Below are 18,049 nucleotides of genomic sequence, written 5' to 3' on the forward strand. Positions count from 1 at the left end.
CTGTTTTTTTTATTCATAGGATGCATCGTTGTTATACGTGCATCTGTGAACTTAAATTCTTACACCTTTATTGTTCGGCTGGCGAATTGGCCGTTGTAGGCCAGTAAAGATTCTGATAGAGATAGCTATTTTCAACCGTTCCGTCAGGCGAGCAGAGCCTCATCTCTTCAACAGAGAAGGGAGCAAGGTAGTGTGCCTTGTAGAAGGTATACCCATTGTAGAGATTGTAGCTGTTATTAATCTGATAAGGGTGGATGTACTTTGAGAGGCTTTGTGCCGACATGGTGGCTTTGGCTGTTCCGTCAGCAACGATGAGGCTCTGACCATTCTTAACAAATGCAGGGTTATTGTGCATGTTGTCCCAGAAGTTAGCACCTTCAATTTGGTAGTTGTGCACCTGGTCTAAAGCAGCCCAACGCGTTAAATCGTCATCGCGGAATCCTTCACCTGCCAATTCGCAACGGCGCTCACGGCGAATAGAATAGAGTGTCGCATCGACGGGATTTCCTGCAGAGAATGCTCCCCAGTCATAGGATGGACGGTTGACATTGGCTTCATAGGTCATGTCGGTGTTAGCAATGGTGGTAGCGATAGGTGCAGTGATGCCCGCACGTGCCCTCAAAGCTGTCCAATATTGATTGGCTGTGGCATCGATATTTCCATTGCGCAGATAGCTGGCCTCTATGTAGTTAAGCATAGCTTCCTCTACACGAATGAGGATTTGGCCAGAGACATCCGAGAAGCTTTGTCCCAATTGCATCGCAGGATTGTAGTTGTAGAACTTGCGTTGGCGATAGCCTGTGATATCTTTCTCTTCTTGTGCACTGGTGATGATGTTAGCAATGTTGAATTTCACCTTATTCACATGTTGCGAAACGGGTTTGTTACGATTGGCCAAATCGATGCTGGCTTGGTCGATGGCTAACACATCCGATTCTCCAAAGACGAATAGTTGCAAGCGTTCATCGCGGTCTTCTTTTGCCAAATCGATGGTTGCATCGCCATGATAGCCTGCGCCAGATGCATAGATAGGTAAGCCATTTTTCATGAGGAATGATTCAACCAGCCCGCGTGTCCATCCTGTTGCGGAGCCTGTGCGGAGCTTGTTCGAAGTGAGGTGAGCCACAGATAAATCGGCATAAAACTGGCGCCACATCAATACTTCGGGAACGGTTGATAGGTCAGTGCTAGCAAACATATCGTAATAAGGATTCCAACCATTATATTGTCCGATGGACGACGGATTCATAACATGACTGTTTTGTGTCGTCAAGGGTACCGCATCACAAACTTGTTTGGCAGCGCTCATGGCTTGGTCGAGGAAGAAGTTCACCTCATTGTTTTGGTTGATGGTGAAACTTTGGTTCCAAGATTTGTTCTTTCCAGGCCAGTTTGCATCGCCTGGTACGCGTCCTGTGCCACGATGATATTTCTCGAAGGTGGCTTCGTAGAGTGCTATGCGTGACTTGAATGCCAAAGCAGTGTATTTATTAATACGCAATTTGTTGGCTATAGACACTTGCAACTTACTGATGGCGTTGTCCATATCGGAGAGAATCTGTCGTGCCACCAAGTTGCGAGGTTGTCGTTTGCTGGCAGCAGCCAAGTCTTGGTCGACATTGAGTTCGTTGAGCTCGATGGGGAAATCGCCATAGGTTTTGAGTTTGTCATAATAGAGCATGGCGCGGATGAAATAGGCCTCGCCCATGTATTGATTAATCAAATTGGTGTCTCCTGTCACCTTGCCAGCTGCAATTTTAGCTTCACTTTCGTGGATAAACTTGTTGACATCGCGGATAGCATTGAAGCCAATTCCACCAGATGTAGGTACCAGCCATTGGTCAGGTAAGAACATGGCGCGGTTACCATTGACTGCTGCCTGGTTGTCGGTTCCATCGTCGAAGGTAGCAATTCCAGCAAACCATCCACTATTATTCGGGAAGATGGTGCGATAATAGTTAAAAGTGAAGCCACCCAATTGTTCTGCCGTCGTAAAATAATTGTCGGGCGAAATCTGGTCGAGAGGCGGACGATCTAAGAAATCATTACATGAAGTCAGTAACAAAGCTGCACCGCAAAGTGACAAGCCTGTGTTGAAAATATTTTTAATGATACGTTTCATACGTCTTATTTTAGAAGTTGAGATTTAAACCAAATGAGATAGCACGCTGTAGGGGATAAAGTTTACCTGGTCCCCAGTCACCGCCAGTTGCTTCTGGATCGAAAATCTTATTCATCTTGGTGAAGGTGCAAAGATTCTCGGCCGAGAAATAAACACGCACGCGGTTTACACCGATTTTTCTTACGAGTATAGTAGGAAGTGTGTAGCCTAATTGGATATTCTTGATTCGCATATATGCAGCATTTTGCATGTAGCGATCACTGGTTTGGAAGTTCTTTGAGCCACTACCGAACAATGGTCGAGGATAGAAGCCGTTGGGGTTGGGACCAAAGTTGGTATCTGTTGCAGGACGCCAATAATCTAAATGCTCTTTGAATGCAGCTGCTTGCCACAAACCAACGTTGGCACCAACGCTGTAGGGTGATGAATCCCAGAAATCGCGTTTGAGTACTCCTTGCATAAAGATGAGGAAATCGAAACCTTTCCAAGTGGCATCCAAGGTTAGACCGAAACGATAGCGAGGTGTGGTGTTACCAATTATTCTCATGTCGCCCGTATCGTCATAGGTTCCATTGCCATTGTTTACTTTCTTATCGCCATTTAAGTCCTTATACATGATGTCTCCGGCAGCCCAGTTTGAGCCCCAAGAGGGTTTGTTGTTGACAAGCCAATCATTCATTTGTTGGTCGGTCTGCGCAATGCCTTCCACTTCATAGCCCCAAATGTTACCCATTCGTTGCCCCTCACACCAGCGTGAAAGCAGACGGTTAGGGTTGTGGTAACGTGTGATGGTTTGGTAATCGTCAGAAAGGACTAATTTGGCGCCATAGTTCACTTGACCGATTTGGTCGCGCCATCTCACTTCTAACTCCCATCCATTAGAGCGCATATCGCTATTGTTTTCAGCAGGTTGTGTTGCACCTAAGATTGATGGTTTTGCGGGTGCAGGTCCCACCATATTTTTGGTTGTGCGTACAAAGTAGTCGAAGTTTCCTTGCAAGCGGTTGTTAAACAAGCCAAAGTCAACACCGATATTCCATGACTGGATACGTTCCCATGTGAGGAAAGGTGAAACTAAGCCAGCCACACCAGCCACATTGATGCGTGAATTATTGAGTAGCCAGCTGGATGCTGTGGCCCATGCAGGCTGTCTCAAGAACCAAGGATAGAGTGCAGTGATATTGGTGTTGCCGAGTGCACCCCATGAGCCACGTAGCTTCAACACTTGCACTGTGTTGGTGAGCGGCTTAAAGAAGGCTTCGTTGGCAATGTTCCAACCAAGAGAGAAAGAGGGGAAGACACCCCATGTCTTATCGCCAATGAAGCGAGAAGAGCCATCACGACGGATAGAGAATTCAGCCAAATAGCGATTGTCGTAAGCGTAGTTTGCACGAGCGAAAACGCCCATCGTAGCCCACTGTGTATCGCTGAAACTGGGATTTACCACCTTGTTGGTAGCATTGTTAAGAGTGGGAACTTCAGGGGTGATAAGGTCGGCACGTGAGGCACCTAAGAGGGTGTAACGATTTGACTCCATATCCAAACCTCCGAGCACTTTGATGTCGTGTTTCTCGTTGAGTGTAAATGCATACTCGGTGTAGAAACGCCCGTTGAAATAGTTGTTCTTCGACATTTCGTCGCCAACATTTGATTTTCCAGGAGCATAGTCACCGCTCCATGCTGCAGCTACAGGGAGGTTGTTGGGATCATAGTAGTAGATGGGCAATACATCCCAATGGTTGACATAGTTGGTGATGTTATAGTTGCCTTCCAAACGAATTTTCCAACCTTTTAGCGGGGTAAATTCCAATGCCAATTGCTGGAAGATTTTGTCGGTTGAAGTTTTGTCTAAACCACCATTCTCCATTTGCAGGATTTCGTTGCCGTGCACATAATGTCCGTGTGGGTCGTAGACAGGGTTTGTGGGCCATCGACGTGCGATGTTGTGGAAGAAGAGTCCTGTCATATAACTTGGACGATGATAGTTCTCACGACTCCATTTGTTGTTATAACTAACGGTGAACCAGTCTTTCAGTTTAGCCGTCACTTTGGCAGTGAAGTTGTAGCGATTCATCACATCCTCGCCATGGCGAATGAGGCCATGTTGGTTGAGCAGCGAGCCGCTGAGATAATAGTTCACATTCTTTGAGCCGCCGCTTAACGACACGTTATGCTCTTGTGAAGGAACACCTTTCTTGTACATTTCCTTAAACCAATCGGTGTTGGCCCATGAGCTATTGTACATGCCCCAGGGCTCGTTGGCAGCATAGCCACGCCATGTGGTGGGCACTTCTTCGCCAGGAGCAGGTGTGCCATTGATGTTGTTTTTAATCTTGGTCAACATTGCATTGTCGAAGGGCACAGCCTCGCCATTATTGGTTGCTGCATCATTCCAGTAGCGTGCAAAGTCGTAGGAATTGGGCATCTCGGGAACTTGTGTTGCAGTGGAGAATCGCACGTTGCCGTTATAAGATACATTCATGCGACCATCGTGCCCACTCTTGGTGGTGACTAAGATGACACCAAATGCTGCGCGCGAACCATAGATGGCGCTCGAAGAGGCATCTTTCAGCACAGATATACTTTCGATGTCGTTGGGTGAGATAGAGTAGAGGTCGCCTTCAGAGCCATCGATGAGCACTAAGGGAGCTGCGCTCGAGCCGCCGTCGATGGTACCTGTTCCGCGGATGTTCATGCTGAGCTTTCCATTGAGGGCGCCACCAGCATTACCCACGTTGAGGTTCAAACCTGGGACGGCACCTTGCAAAGCTTGTGCTACGCTGGTGACAGGACGTGCTGCGAGAGTTTTAGCGTTCACTACAGACACGGCTCCAGTGAGGTTTACCTTCTTTTGTGTACCATAAGCCACAACCACAACATCGTCGAGGGTTCCAGCATCTTCTACCATGTTCACGGTGAGTTCTTTGCCGTTCCACACCACACGTTGCGTCTTGTAACCAATGTAGGACACGGTTAACGTTGCGCCTGGCTTCACACCTGCGAGGTCGAACTTGCCGTCGAGGTCGGTGATTCCGCCTTTCTTTTGTCCGTTAATGGTTGTGGTAACCGATGCACCAATAATCGGTGCACCTTGTGCATCAACCACCACACCTTTGCAGGCGTTTTGTTGTTGCACCATAGCCACAGGCAACGCCGATGAGGCCATTGCAGGACTTACGTTCGCGCCCAGCAATGCTAAGGCGAATAACGTTTTGTTTTTGTTACGTTTTAAGTACGTCATTACGTTAGATTTTAGTTCTTTACTTCGTTTCTAAATCTCTAAAAAGTAGCCCGTTTCAGGGTTGTTTAATTGTTTTGTTAAAAGTACTTAGCTTCCTAAGATCGTTATAGATGGAAGGATTAAAGTGAGAGCAAAGATAATGTGTATTTAGTAAGTATGATTTGTTTTTTTTGTTAAAACGTGTTAAGACAACGCGATTTTAGTCTTTTTCTCGCTTTTTCTACTAAAGAATTTTAAAGGAATGGTAGGCAGAACGTGTCATTTTTGGATAGGCGGAGTGGATATAAAAAGGTTGGCGCGCGCATCGCTGCGCACGCCAACCTCTAACTTTAAATTTTTACACATATGAAAGATGAAAGAAAAAAATCCCCTTCATTTTGGGTTATTTCTTTGGCGTCACTTCGGCGCTACCATGTTCGGCAGGCTTGGTGTCGTCGGGTTTAGGGGGCACATTGGTCTCGGGTTTCTTGCCAGTTTTCCCGCCTTCTTTGGGTTTCACCTCAGCTGCTCCCTGTCCTTTTCCGGGCTTTTGGGGTTTATCGGGTGCTGGGTTGTCGACTGTTGCCTTGGGCATCACCTCGTTCTCATAGCGTTCTATGCGCTCATTGATGAAATTCACAAAGGGCTCAAACCCTTCGGCCATGCCGAGGCTGATGAGCGAATTGATGACATCTGCGAGGCGTCGGTAGGCCGTGTCGCTGTTGCGGCGTGCCTTTTTCAATGCTCCGGCTTCGGTGGCCGAGCGTTCTTTGTCGCGCACGTTGAGCAGCTCTTCAACTTTTGTGTTGGCCAATTTGAGTTGCGTCACATAGATGCCGAGCCCAAGTTTGCTCACGTGTGGGGCGTTTTTGCCTTCGCAGTCGCTAATCAGGTTGTTGATAGCGCCCGTTTCGCGGTCGAGCTGCATGTCGGGGTTGATGTCATAGTCTTTGAGATTTTGCATGAGTGCGCGTGCGGCGCTGGCCATGTCGGGCAGGGGAAATCTCAGAAAACCTTTCACTGCTTGTTTGAAACCCATGAGCACGTTGTCGCGCACGCGGTCGTTTTCGGCGATGGCCTCGGTGTTGAGGTTGGCCTTCTGCGGAACATACAACTCATCTTCTTTTTTAAATGCCGTTTTCAGTTCCTCGATTGCTGTTTTGGCAATGGTGTTGCCAGTGATTGCCGTTTCGGTGGCTACTTGTTCTACAACGGTTTTCATGAATTGAAAATGAACTGCGTTGTTAAGATTCACCAGATTTAGGCTTTTAATCTTTTTCATAAAATGTTTATATTTAAGTGGGCAGAAAACGAAATAAGTTCGAATCCTTAGTGCCCGGGTTAATCTTTTTGTGCGATTTCTTGCAAGATTGTTTCTCCCTGTTTGGGTTGGTGCAGTCATAAGTCTATGCCTGTGCTTCCCTGTTTGGGTTGATGAAAGCATAAGTCTATGCCAGTGCTTCCCTGTTTGGGTTGGCGCAGTCATAAGTCTATGCCAGTGCTTCCCTGTTTGGGTTGGCGAAAGCATAAGTCTATGCCTGTGCTTCCCTGTTTGGGTTGATGAAAGCATAAGTCTATGCCAGTGCTTCCCTGTTTGGGTTGATGAAAGCATAAGTCTATGCCAGTGCTTCCCTGTTTGGGTTGGTGGAGTCATAAGTCTATGCCTGTGCTTCCCTGTTTAGGTTGGCGAAAGCATAAGTCTATGCCTGTGCTTCCCTGTTTGGGTTGGCGAAAGCATAAGTCTATACCTGTGCTTCCCTGTTTGAGTTGGTGCAGTCATAAGTCTATGCCAGTGCTTCCCTGTTTGGGTTGGCGAAAGCATAAGTCTATGCCTGCTTCACCCGTGTTCATTTTGTCAGAGATCGCTTTTCTGATGGTATCGCGTTCCATGGTTGTGGTTGTGCGATGTTGCAAAGTTGCAAAAAGTTTTTCGAAAGCGCAAGAAAATGCCCCGTTTTTTTTATAACAGGGCGGCTCTGCAGGCTATTTCTTTCAATTTATGGGCTAACGATTTGTCGGTTCGTGCTGTTTGCAAATCATATTTCGCTTGCAATCGCATGAGACTATCGGCGGGTATGTTTAAAGCGGCTTCAAACTTGAGTGCCATTGTAGTGGTGAGTGCACTATGGCCGTTGAGCATATCGTTGAGTGATGAATAACTGATGCCAATGTATTCGGCAAATTTTCGTTGTGGGATGTTGCGCGCCTCGAGCTCGTCTTTCAGAATCTCACCGGGATGTGTGGGGAAAGCGCCATAACCTAAACTGTCCATAGCTAAACTTTATTTGTAATGGTTTGATAATTCTAATATGTTGCAGATGGTGATAACCTTTTCTTGCCTGATAATTTCTGAAGCAAATTCTATGCGATACTGATTGTTTATGCGCACAGACTCGCGACGGCTGCCCTTTCCATGTAGCACTTCGTAGTTAAGTGCTTTGAAACGATATAAATCTTCAGTGCTGTGCAATGACTCCATTAAGTTGAGCACCTGAATATACTTGCGCACAATCTGTGGTTGAAATCGGTGCTTCTTGTCGCTTGCCTTTCCTTTATAGAAGAGTTCTCGCAGATAGTCTTGGGCAAAGGTTATTTCCATTTTGCAGTGTTATGTGTGCAAAGATAGCTATTTCCTTGCAATAAAACGGAGGGGCGGGAGGTCTTTTTTGTCGCGAGGGGGGCTGTAATCGAAAAAAAATAAGTAAGTTTGCACCGAGAATTAAAAACGAGAAAAGCATGCAAGAGAGCGATTCGATAGTGATTATCCCCACCTATAATGAAAAGGAGAATATCGAGAAAATCATTCGGGCGGTGTTTGGGTTGGACAAGTGTTTCCACATTTTAGTTATCGACGATGGCAGTCCCGACGGCACGGCATCCATTGTGCGCGGGCTCATGCAAACGGCGTTCGAGGGGCGATTGTTTATCATCGAGCGCGCTGGGAAACTGGGTTTGGGCACCGCTTATATTGCAGGGTTCAAATGGGCGCTGGAGCAGGGCTACGACTATGTTTTCGAGATGGATGCCGATTTTAGCCACGACCCCAACGATTTGCCGCGGCTTTATGCGGCTACCCACGACGAGGGCTACGACATGGCCATCGGTTCGCGCTATGTGAGCGGTGTCAATGTGGTGAACTGGCCCATGGGGCGCGTGCTCATGAGCTATTTTGCATCGAAATATGTGCGCTTGGTTACGGGCTTTTCGGTGCACGACACCACGGCTGGCTTTGTGTGCTATCGTCGGCGCGTGTTAGAAACGATTCCTTTGGACGAGGTGCGTTTCAAGGGCTATGGTTTTCAGATCGAGATGAAGTACACCGCTTATAAGATAGGTTTCAAAATCAAAGAAGTTCCCGTGGTGTTTGTCAATCGCCGCGAAGGTGTGAGCAAAATGAGCGGCAGCATCTTTGGCGAGGCTTTCTTTGGTGTGATGCAACTGCGCTTGGACGGCTGGTTGCGCAAATATCCCACGCCGAAAGCTTAATTTTTTCCTACGACTTCACTGCTGCGGGCCGATAGCACATGGTGGCGCAGCCGTTTAAATCAACAATTTTGGACATACAATCTCTGCAACAACGCTATGCCAAGTCAGCTCAAGTGGGCGCGCTGGCCAAACTGCTGCGTACCTCGACGCGTGGAACTATTTATGCCGACGGACTTGTGGGCTCGTCGGCGCCGCTGGTTTTTGCCGCATTGGCCGACAGCGTGCCCTCGACTTTTGTCTTTATCTTGCAAGACGAGGAAGAGGCGGGCTATTTCTATCACGATTTGCAGCAAATCAAAGGCGACGACGAGGTGTTTTTCTTTCCGTCGAGCTTCAAGCGTGCCGTGAAATATGGGCAGCGCGACAGTGCCAACGAAATATTGCGCACTGAGGTGCTTACGCGGCTTTCAACCCATGCCGACGCTGCTGCACCATTGCTCGTAGTGAGCTATCCCGAGGCGCTGGCCGAGTGGGTGGTGGCCAAACAGCAGTTGAATGAGCGTCGCCTGTCGCTGAAGGTGGGGCAAGCAATCGATTTGACCGAGGTGGTGCATGCGTTGCGCGAGTTGGGCTTCATCGAAACCGATTACGTCTATGAGCCCGGCCAATTTGCCGTGCGTGGCAGCTTGCTCGATGTCTTCTCTTTCAGTTGCGAAGACCCTTTTCGCGTGGATTTCTTTGGGAAGGAGGTTGATTCCATCCGCACATTCGAAATCCAAGACCAGCTTTCGAAGACCAAATGCAATGCCGTGGAAATCGTCCCCGAGTTGTCTACGTTGGAGGCTCATCGCGTTTCGTTTTTCAAATTCCTACCCGAGAACGCTGTCTTGGTGACCAAAGATTTTGCTTTTGTGAGCGAAACGGTGGAGAAAATCTATGAAGAAGGCTTTTCAGAACAGGCACTCACTGAAAAGTTGGCGGGTGCCACCGAGATGGAACAGCAAGAAATCAGGCAGACGTTCAGCAAAACCCAAGCGCTGGTGCCGGCCACAGAGTTTGTCGCTGATGCGGCGACTTTCCGACGCATTGAAATCGGGACGCTGCCCAAAACGTCGCGAAATCGTGCAGAGGGTAGGGAAGAGGCGTTTAGCGTGGTGGCGTTTCACATCACGCCCCAACCGTTGTTCCATAAGAATTTCGATTTGCTGGTGACCACCTTTGACGATTATTTGCGTCATGGCTACATGCTCTACATCCTGGCCGACAGCGAAAAGCAGACGCAACGCCTGCGCGACATCTTTGCCGACATGGGTAGCGCGGCCGCCAAAAATATTCGCTTCGAGGCGGTGAACAAAACGCTTCACGAAGGGTTTACCGATGATGCGCTCAAGCTGTGTTGCTTCACCGACCATCAAATTTTCGACCGTTTCCACAAATACAACCTCAAGAGCGATGGTGCGCGCGCCGGAAAAATGGCCCTCACCATGAAGGAACTGCAAGAGATGGAGCCCGGTGACTTCATCGTTCATGTGGATTTTGGTATCGGCAAATTCGGCGGTTTGGTGCGCGTGCCCACCGGCAACAGCTATCAAGAGATGATACGCATCATCTATCAAAACAACGACAAGGTGGATGTGAGCATCCATTCGCTCTATAAAATCAGCAAATACCGGCGTGCCGACACGGGCGAACCACCACGTTTGAGCACACTCGGGACGGGTGCGTGGGAACGACTGAAGGAGAAAACCAAGAAGCGCATCAAGGATATTGCCCGCGATTTGATAAAGCTCTATGCCAAGCGCCGGCAGGAGAAGGGTTTTGCCTTTGCCAAAGACAGTTATTTGCAGCACGAGTTGGAGGCGAGCTTCCTCTACGAAGACACGCCCGATCAGAGCAAGGCCACGCAAGAGGTGAAGGCCGACATGGAGCGTGCTCGCCCCATGGATCGCTTGGTTTGCGGCGATGTGGGCTTCGGAAAAACCGAGGTGGCCGTGCGTGCCGCCTTTAAAGCGGCTTGCGATGGCAAGCAGGTGGCCGTGCTGGTGCCTACGACGGTGCTGGCCTATCAGCATTTCCAAACTTTTAGCCATCGGTTGAAGCATATGCCAGTGCGCGTCGATTATCTCTCACGTGCGCGCTCGGCCAAACAAACCCATGCCGTGCTGGCCGATTTAGCCGACGGCAAAATAGATATTCTCATCGGCACTCACAAGCTCATCGGCAAGCAAGTGAAGTGGCACGACTTGGGTTTACTCATCATCGACGAGGAGCAAAAGTTTGGTGTTTCTACCAAAGAGAAATTGCGGAAACTCAAAACCAACGTCGACACGCTCACCATGTCGGCCACGCCCATACCGCGCACGTTGCAGTTCTCGCTGATGGGAGCGCGCGACATGAGCATTATCCGCACGCCGCCGCCCAACCGCTATCCCATCCACACCGAGCTTTCCACCTTTGGGCATGAGGTGATTGCCGACGCCATCAATTTCGAAATGAGCCGCAACGGCCAGGTTTATTTTGTGCACGATCGCATCAACGGCTTGCAAGAGATAGCCAATCTCATTAAAAAATATGTGCCCGACTGCCGCATTGCCATCGGTCACGGGCAGATGAAACCCGATGAGTTAGAAGAAATCATCATGGGCTTCATGAACTACGATTACGACGTGCTCCTCTCGACCACCATCGTTGAAAACGGCATCGATATCAGCAATGCCAACACCATTATCATTAATGATGCGCATCGGTTTGGCTTGAGCGACCTTCACCAGATGCGCGGACGCGTAGGACGCAGCAACAAAAAGGCGTTCTGCTATCTGTTGGCACCGCCAAAGAGTGTGCTCACGCCCGAGGCGCGCCGCCGATTGGAGGCTTTGGAGAACTTTTCCGAGCTGGGGAGTGGCTTTCATTTGGCCATGCAAGACTTGGATATCCGCGGCGCAGGCAATTTGCTGGGTGCCGAGCAAAGCGGTTTTATGGAGGATTTGGGCTACGAAACCTATCAGAAAATTCTCTCGCAGGCCGTTACTGAACTCAAAAACGAGGAGTTTGGCGAGATTTATCGCAACCAAATGGCCGAAGGTGCAGCCGTCAGCGGTGAAGAGTTTGTGGACGATTGTGCCATAGAGAGCGACCTCGAGATGTATTTCCCCGACAACTATGTGCCGGGCAGCAGCGAGCGCATGTTGCTCTATCGCGAATTAGACAACATCGAAACCGACGACGACCTCCATGCTTATCGTCAACGGCTTGTCGACCGTTTTGGTCCTGTGCCTCATGAGGGTGAGGAGCTGATGCAGGTAGTTTCGCTGCGCCGCTTAGGTAAATTGTTAGGCTGCGAGAAAATCATCTTGCGACAAAGCCTGATGACGTTGCAGTTTGTGTCCAATCCCAACAGCGCCTACTACCAAAGCAAGGCTTTCGAGGGTGTCATTCATTACGTGGGTAACCATGCCCGCCAATGCGAATTCAAGCAAATGGGCAACCGCCGCCTGCTCAAAGTGTCGGGCATAGCAACGGTTGAAGCGGCTGTCAAAGTGTTGCGCCAGCTGCAAGCAACATCGTCTGTAAGCAATCCTTGATTATCATCATCGCCCAACCTCTTGGGCGAGTTGCCTTTCTCAAAAACGGTTGTTCGTGCCTCCCCGAACGCTTGTTTTTCTTAAAAATGGTTGTTCGTGCACCCCCGAACGCTTGTTTTTCTCAAAAACAGTTGTTCGTGCACCCCCGAACGTTTGTTTTTCTCAAAAACAGTTGTTCCGCACCTGCTGAACGCTTGTTTTCCTCAAAACCGGTTGTTCCGCACCTGCTGAACGCTTGTTTTCCTCAAAAATGGTTGTTCCGCACCTGCTGAACACTTGTTTTTCTCAAAAATGGTTGTTCCGCACCTGCTGAACGCTTGTTTTCCTCAAAAATGGTTGTTCCGCACCTGCTGAACACTTGTTTTCCTCAAAAATAGTTGTTCCGCACTTGCTGAACACTTGTTTTTCTCAAAAATGGTTGTTCCGCACCTGCTGAACGCTTGTTTTTCTCAAAACTGGTTGTTCCGCACCTGCTGAACGCTTGTTTTTCTCAAAAACGATTGTTCCAACCCCTTGGAACGTCCGTTCGGGCTGCTTTAAAACCGAGAGAGCATGTCCCAATGGGCATGCTCTCTCGGTATCTGTTATCAAAAATGTGTGCTGTTGTTTATTCGTTAACGAGCTTCATCCCTTCTTCTACGGCCTGCATGTTGAGGGGGATGAGGCCGTGATGGCGTTCGGGAAGCGTCTTGTAGAGTGCTTTTTGCAGCCCATCGGTGCTCACAATGGGGCACACTTTGAGCAATGCACCGAGCACAATCATGTTAAACACTTTGGCATTCTTCATTTCTGCCGCCTTGTCCATTGCGTCAACACGATAAATGTGTATGTCGTCGCGTTGGGGCGGATTGACAATTCCAAAGCCATCGTAGATGAGTATGCCACCGGGTTTGAGCTTGGGCATGAACTTGTCTAACGAGGGTTGGTTGAGCACAATGGCTACATCATATTTACTGAGGATGGGCGAGGAGATGCGCTCGTCGCTCACAATGACGGTGACATTGGCTGTTCCGCCGCGCTGTTCTGGGCCGTAAGCAGGCATCCAGGTCACTTCTTTATTTTCGAGCAGACCCGAATAGGCTAAGATTTTGCCCATGGAGAGCACGCCCTGTCCGCCAAAGCCTGCGATGATAATTTCTGTTTTCATAAACCAAGTTGTTGTTAACCTTGCGTAGTATCCTTGAGGTCGCCCTTGGGATACTTCTTAAACATGTTTTCTTGCATCCATTTGTTAGCATCTACGGGCGACATTTTCCAACCGCTGTTGCAGGTGGACACAATCTCAACCAGGCTCGAACCTAAGCCTTTCATCGATGCTTCAAACGCTTTTCGAATGGCTTTCTTGGCCTTTTGAATGGCTCCCACCGTTTCGACGCTTTGGCGCGTCACGTAGCAAGTGCCTTCTAATCGTGAAGCTAAATCGGTGAGGTTGAGTGGATAGCCATGCAAATCGGGCTCGCGTCCATAGGGGCATGTTGCGGTCTTTTGACCTAACAATGTTGTCGGAGCCATCTGCCCACCCGTCATACCATAAATGGCATTGTTGATAAAGATGATGGTGATGTGTTCGCCGCGGTTGAGGGCATGAATAGCTTCTGCCGTGCCGATGCAGGCCAAGTCGCCATCGCCTTGATAGGTGAACACCAAGCGATCGGGCCACAAACGTTTCACACCTGTTGCCAAAGCCGGTGCGCGACCATGAGGCGCTTCTTGCCAATCAATGTCGATATAGCGGTAGGCAAAGACGGCACAGCCCACGGGACTGATGCCCACAGCCTTGTCTTCCATGCCCATCTCGGCAATCACCTCGGCTACTAATTTGTGCACCACGCCATGCGAACAGCCTGCACAATAGTGCATAGCCGTGTCGTTCATGAGGGCAGGCTTCTCGTAAACTAAGTTCTCGGGTGAAATAATATCGTTATTCATTGCTCATCAGTTTTGTTTGAATTGCGTGTACAATCTCTTCGGGGTCGGGCACAATTCCTCCCAATCGACCGAAGTGTTCCACAGGAATGCTATTTCCCAAGGCAATCTTTACGTCTTGAATCATCTGTCCGGCATTGATTTCGGCAACTAAAATGCCACGTTTTCCCTTTGCTGCCTTTTGCAGTTCTTTCTCGGGGAATGGCCAAAGCGTAATCGGACGGAACAGGCCTACTTTAATACCTTGCTTGCGTGCAGTCTCCATGCTCTTCTCGGCGATGCGCGAAGCACTGCCAAAGGCCACGATGATGTAGTCTGCATCATCGCAGTTTGTCATCTCGCAGCGTGTCTCCGTGTCGCGAATTTGCTGGTATTTGGCTTGCAAATGCAAATTCTTTTGCTCCATCACCTCGGGCATCAATTCCAACGATGTGATGATGTTGGGTTGGCGATTGCGCGTTCTTCCCGTTGAAGCCCAGGGACATTCTTTCAAGATTTCTTCCTCGGTGCGGCGGGGTTTCATTGGCGGCAGCACCACCTTCTCCATCATCTGACCAATCACACCATCGCTCAAAATCATTGCAGGATTGCGGTATTTGAACGCTAAGGTGAAGGCCAAATCAACAAAGTCGGCCATCTCTTGTACCGATGCAGGAGCCAAAACAATGACGTTGTAGTCGCCATTTCCACCGCCACGCGTAGCCTGATTATAGTCGCTCTGGCTGGGTTGGATGGTTCCTAAGCCCGGACCTCCGCGCTGCACATTGACAATCACGCCGGGGAGTTCGGCTCCGGCCATGTAAGAAATGCCTTCTTGCATGAGCGCAACACCTGGACTTGAACTCGATGTGAGCACACGTTTGCCGGCTCCGGCACCGCCATAAAGCATGTTAATCGATGCCACTTCGCTCTCAGCTTGCAGCACCACCATGCCCGTTGTCTCCCAAGGCTTAAGCAAAGCCAAGGTTTCGATAATCTCACTCTGTGGGGTTATGGGATAACCAAAATAGCCATCGGTGCCGCAACGGATAGCCGCGTGGGCAATGGCCTCGTTCCCTTTCATTAATTTTACTTCTTGATCTTCCATAGATTTTTCTCCTTTCAATCAATTTTCTTTCGATAAACCGTAATGCATCCGTCGGGGCAAACGACACCACAAGCCGCACAGCCGATACAATCATCGGGGCGGATGGCTTCTACATACGGATAGCCATGAACATTGACTTTCTTTCCTGCCAGTTCAATTACAGACTTGGGGCAGGCCACAACGCACAGCGAGCAGCCTTTACACCGATCTGTATTGACAACAATGGCACCAACAATTTTTCCCATAATGTGTTCTATACTATGTGTTGTTAACGTGGATGGCGAGCTTCAAGGATTATAAATGTCTTTGCAATAAAAAGCATAAATGTCACGTAACATCTTGTATGCCTCCGCTGCCGGACTCTCGGGGTCAAGTGCCATGGCTTCTAAATAAGCTTCCATGGCTTGCTTGTAGTTTCCCTCGCGGCGAAGTTGGTTGCCTCGCTCATAAAATTCTTCGGCTGTCATCTTTACCTAATGTCTTTGTTGGTGACAAAAATACAAGTAGAAAAGATGTATAGAAGAATGTGAGGACTGATTTTAAACTATATTAAAGTTGTTTTGCTAAAAAGTGCGCACACACTACTTTGAGTGTGCAAAAAAGGAACTAAAGTTATCCCAATCACCACTAAAGGATTTGATTTTGTCATAAAGCAGATTGGCTCCTTGTTCAAGAAGTGCCGCGTTGGGCAATGGTCCGCTATTGATAGCCACAGTAAAAATGTGTGCATTTGATCCAGCTTTCACGCCCAAAGGGGCATTCTCCACCACGATACCTTCAAAAGGTTTCAAGTCTCCGGCCTTCTCAAGACCTTTTAAATAGGGGTCGGCAAAGGGCTTGCCACGCGTAACGTCATAGGCTGTGGTGATGTGTTCCTCGTCTAAAAAATGACTGAAGTCGTGCAATAAGCGCTGAATAAGTGAGCGCTGTCCGCTTCCCGTTACGACATTTACGGATAGACCAGCTTGCCTAATTTTCTCCATCAAGGGGATGACACCTTCAAAGATGGGAGCTTCGGGCATTTCGTGAAAGATGCGACTCTTTTCGTCATACATACGTTGTGCCTCCTCCAAGGTGATGTTACGCCCTTGCTGTTCTTGCACAAATTGTCGAATGGTATCCACCCCTCGTGCGCCTTCTGTGGCATAAGCGTCGGCCGTTGTGAAATGAATGCCAAACTTTTTCATGCTTTCTTGCCATGCGATAGCATGATTGGGCATGCTGTCATAGAGCACACCATCCATATCGAAAAGCACGGCTTTAGGACTGAAAGTCCCAAAGCCGTTGCTCGAAAGATATTGTTTTATTTGCGTCTCAATCATGCTAAGCGCTCACGAATAGCTTTGCTCTCGGCCTCATAGCCTGGCTTGTTGAGCAGCGCAAACATATTCTTTTTATAGGCTTCCACACCGGGTTGGTTGAAAGGATTAACTCCGAGCAGGTTGCCACTGATGCCACAAGCTATCTCAAAGAAATAAATCAGCTGCCCGATATAGAAGGCATTGAGTTGTGGAATGCTTACCTTGATGTTGGGAACGCCGCCATCGACATGTGCCAACTGGGTGCCCAATTCGGCCATCTTGTTCACATCGTCCACGCGTTTGCCTTCAAGGAAGTTCAGACCATCGAGATTTTCATCATCGTGGGGGAACAACAATGTCTTTTCGGGGCGCTCAATGCTAATTACCGTTTCGAAAATCGAGCGCTCACCTTCTTGAATCCATTGTCCCATGGAGTGCAAATCGGTTGTGAAATCACATGCTGCGGGGAAAATGCCCTTGCCATCTTTGCCTTCACTCTCGCCATAGAGCTGTTTCCACCACTCGGCAAAGAAATGAAGTTTGGGCTGGAAGTTCACCACAATTTCAATCTTCTTGCCAGCTTCTTCGTAGAGTGCATTGCGCACAGCGGCATATTGTGCAGCAGGATTTTCGGCAAACGGAACATCGGCTGCGCAAGCCTTTTCCATCGCCTGTGCGCCCTTTACTAATTCTTTCACGTCGAAACCTGCGCAGGCAATGGGCAACAAGCCCACCGGTGTCAGCACCGAGAAGCGACCACCCACGTTGTCGGGAATAACAAAACTCTTGTAGCCTTCTTTGTCGGCGCAAATGCGTGCAGCACCTTTCTTGGCATCGGTTACTGCCACAATCACATCTTTGGCTTCAGCTTTACCACGTTGTGCTTCGCATTGTTTCTTCAACAAGCGGAACGTGAGCGCCGTTTCGGTGGTAGTTCCCGATTTGCTGATGTTGATGACACCAAACTTCTTGTCCTTCAGATATTCGGTGAGTTCAAACAGATAGTCCTCGCCAATGTTGTTGCCTGCAAAGAGGATGGTTGGATTTTTCTCATCATTCACCAACCAAGCGAAGCTGTTGCCAAGTGCTTCGATTACTGCACGCGCGCCCAAATAAGAGCCGCCGATGCCAGCAACGACTATCACCTCACATTTGCTGCGCAACGTGTTGGCAACAGTTTGGATGTCGTTTAAGAAAGCATCGGTGATGCTTGATGGCAAATGCAGCCATCCTAAAAAGTCGTTACCCGGGCAAGTGCCGTTTTCAAGCGATGCTTGCGCAGCCTTAACTTTACTTTCATACGCAGCCACAGCGTTTACTTTCAAGAACTGTTCTGCTTTTGTAATGTCTAAGCTAATATTCTTCATTGTTTTTAATGCTTGCGAC

At 48.8% G+C, this 18,049-nt stretch carries 14 protein-coding genes; 2 read left to right on the top strand and 12 right to left on the bottom strand.

Annotated elements, in window-relative coordinates:
• Positions 1-67: 67 nt before the first annotated feature.
• From X919_RS0111300 to X919_RS0111325, 5 genes are all read right to left on the bottom strand, one after another.
• Entirely contained in the window at positions 68-2,122 is a 2,055-nt protein-coding gene (locus X919_RS0111300) for a RagB/SusD family nutrient uptake outer membrane protein (RefSeq protein WP_028900205.1), read from the bottom strand.
• 10 nt (positions 2,123-2,132) lie between these two features.
• Positions 2,133-5,363, bottom strand: a complete 3,231-nt coding sequence (locus X919_RS0111305) for a SusC/RagA family TonB-linked outer membrane protein (protein ID WP_028900206.1) — start codon at positions 5,361-5,363, stop codon at positions 2,133-2,135.
• Positions 5,364-5,745: 382 nt separating this feature from the next.
• On the bottom strand, positions 5,746-6,624 hold the full coding sequence (locus X919_RS0111310) for a DUF6261 family protein (protein WP_028900207.1): 879 nt from the start codon (positions 6,622-6,624) through the stop codon (positions 5,746-5,748).
• Between the two features lie 678 nt (positions 6,625-7,302).
• Positions 7,303-7,614 carry a HigA family addiction module antitoxin gene (locus X919_RS0111320; RefSeq protein ID WP_028900208.1) on the bottom strand — a complete coding sequence of 104 codons (312 nt, stop codon included), beginning with the start codon at positions 7,612-7,614 and terminating at the stop codon, positions 7,303-7,305.
• 9 nt (positions 7,615-7,623) lie between these two features.
• Positions 7,624-7,941: a type II toxin-antitoxin system RelE/ParE family toxin gene (locus X919_RS0111325; protein WP_028900209.1), complete on the bottom strand. Its 318-nt coding sequence runs from the start codon at positions 7,939-7,941 to the stop codon at positions 7,624-7,626.
• 137 nt (positions 7,942-8,078) lie between these two features.
• Here X919_RS0111325 and X919_RS0111330 point away from each other — a divergent pair, with 137 nt between their 5' ends.
• Positions 8,079-8,828 carry a polyprenol monophosphomannose synthase gene (locus tag X919_RS0111330; RefSeq protein WP_028900210.1) on the top strand — a complete coding sequence of 250 codons (750 nt, stop codon included), beginning with the start codon at positions 8,079-8,081 and terminating at the stop codon, positions 8,826-8,828.
• A gap of 68 nt (positions 8,829-8,896) precedes the next feature.
• Positions 8,897-12,349 carry a transcription-repair coupling factor gene (gene mfd / locus X919_RS0111335; protein ID WP_028900211.1) on the top strand — a complete coding sequence of 1,151 codons (3,453 nt, stop codon included), beginning with the start codon at positions 8,897-8,899 and terminating at the stop codon, positions 12,347-12,349.
• Positions 12,350-12,956: 607 nt separating this feature from the next.
• Here the strand turns inward: mfd and X919_RS0111340 are convergent.
• The 7 genes from X919_RS0111340 to X919_RS0111370 all read right to left on the bottom strand — a co-directional run bounded on the left by X919_RS0111340 (position 12,957) and on the right by X919_RS0111370 (position 18,030).
• The gene (locus tag X919_RS0111340; RefSeq protein WP_028900212.1) at positions 12,957-13,496 is read right to left on the bottom strand and encodes a 2-oxoacid:acceptor oxidoreductase family protein; all 540 of its coding nucleotides are present in this window, start codon (positions 13,494-13,496) and stop codon (positions 12,957-12,959) included.
• A 14-nt stretch (positions 13,497-13,510) separates the two neighbouring features.
• Positions 13,511-14,278: a thiamine pyrophosphate-dependent enzyme gene (locus X919_RS0111345; RefSeq protein ID WP_028900213.1), complete on the bottom strand. Its 768-nt coding sequence runs from the start codon at positions 14,276-14,278 to the stop codon at positions 13,511-13,513.
• The gene (locus tag X919_RS0111350) at positions 14,271-15,362 is read right to left on the bottom strand and encodes a 3-methyl-2-oxobutanoate dehydrogenase subunit VorB (protein ID WP_028900214.1); all 1,092 of its coding nucleotides are present in this window, start codon (positions 15,360-15,362) and stop codon (positions 14,271-14,273) included. The genes X919_RS0111345 and X919_RS0111350 overlap by 8 nt, the downstream gene beginning before the upstream one ends.
• Positions 15,363-15,376: 14 nt before the next feature.
• Positions 15,377-15,607, bottom strand: a complete 231-nt coding sequence (locus X919_RS0111355; protein WP_028900215.1) for a 4Fe-4S dicluster domain-containing protein — start codon at positions 15,605-15,607, stop codon at positions 15,377-15,379.
• A 42-nt stretch (positions 15,608-15,649) separates the two neighbouring features.
• Positions 15,650-15,829 (bottom strand): tetratricopeptide repeat protein, encoded by a 180-nt coding sequence (locus tag X919_RS0111360; protein ID WP_004380147.1) that lies wholly within the window; start codon positions 15,827-15,829, stop codon positions 15,650-15,652.
• A gap of 114 nt (positions 15,830-15,943) precedes the next feature.
• Entirely contained in the window at positions 15,944-16,684 is a 741-nt protein-coding gene (locus tag X919_RS0111365) for an HAD family hydrolase (RefSeq protein WP_028900216.1), read from the bottom strand.
• Entirely contained in the window at positions 16,681-18,030 is a 1,350-nt protein-coding gene (locus X919_RS0111370) for a glucose-6-phosphate isomerase (protein WP_028900217.1), read from the bottom strand. The genes X919_RS0111365 and X919_RS0111370 overlap by 4 nt, the downstream gene beginning before the upstream one ends.
• Positions 18,031-18,049 lie beyond the last annotated feature (19 nt).

The organism is Prevotella sp. HJM029, assembly GCF_000599605.1.
Taxonomy (GTDB): Bacteria; Bacteroidota; Bacteroidia; order Bacteroidales; family Bacteroidaceae; genus Prevotella.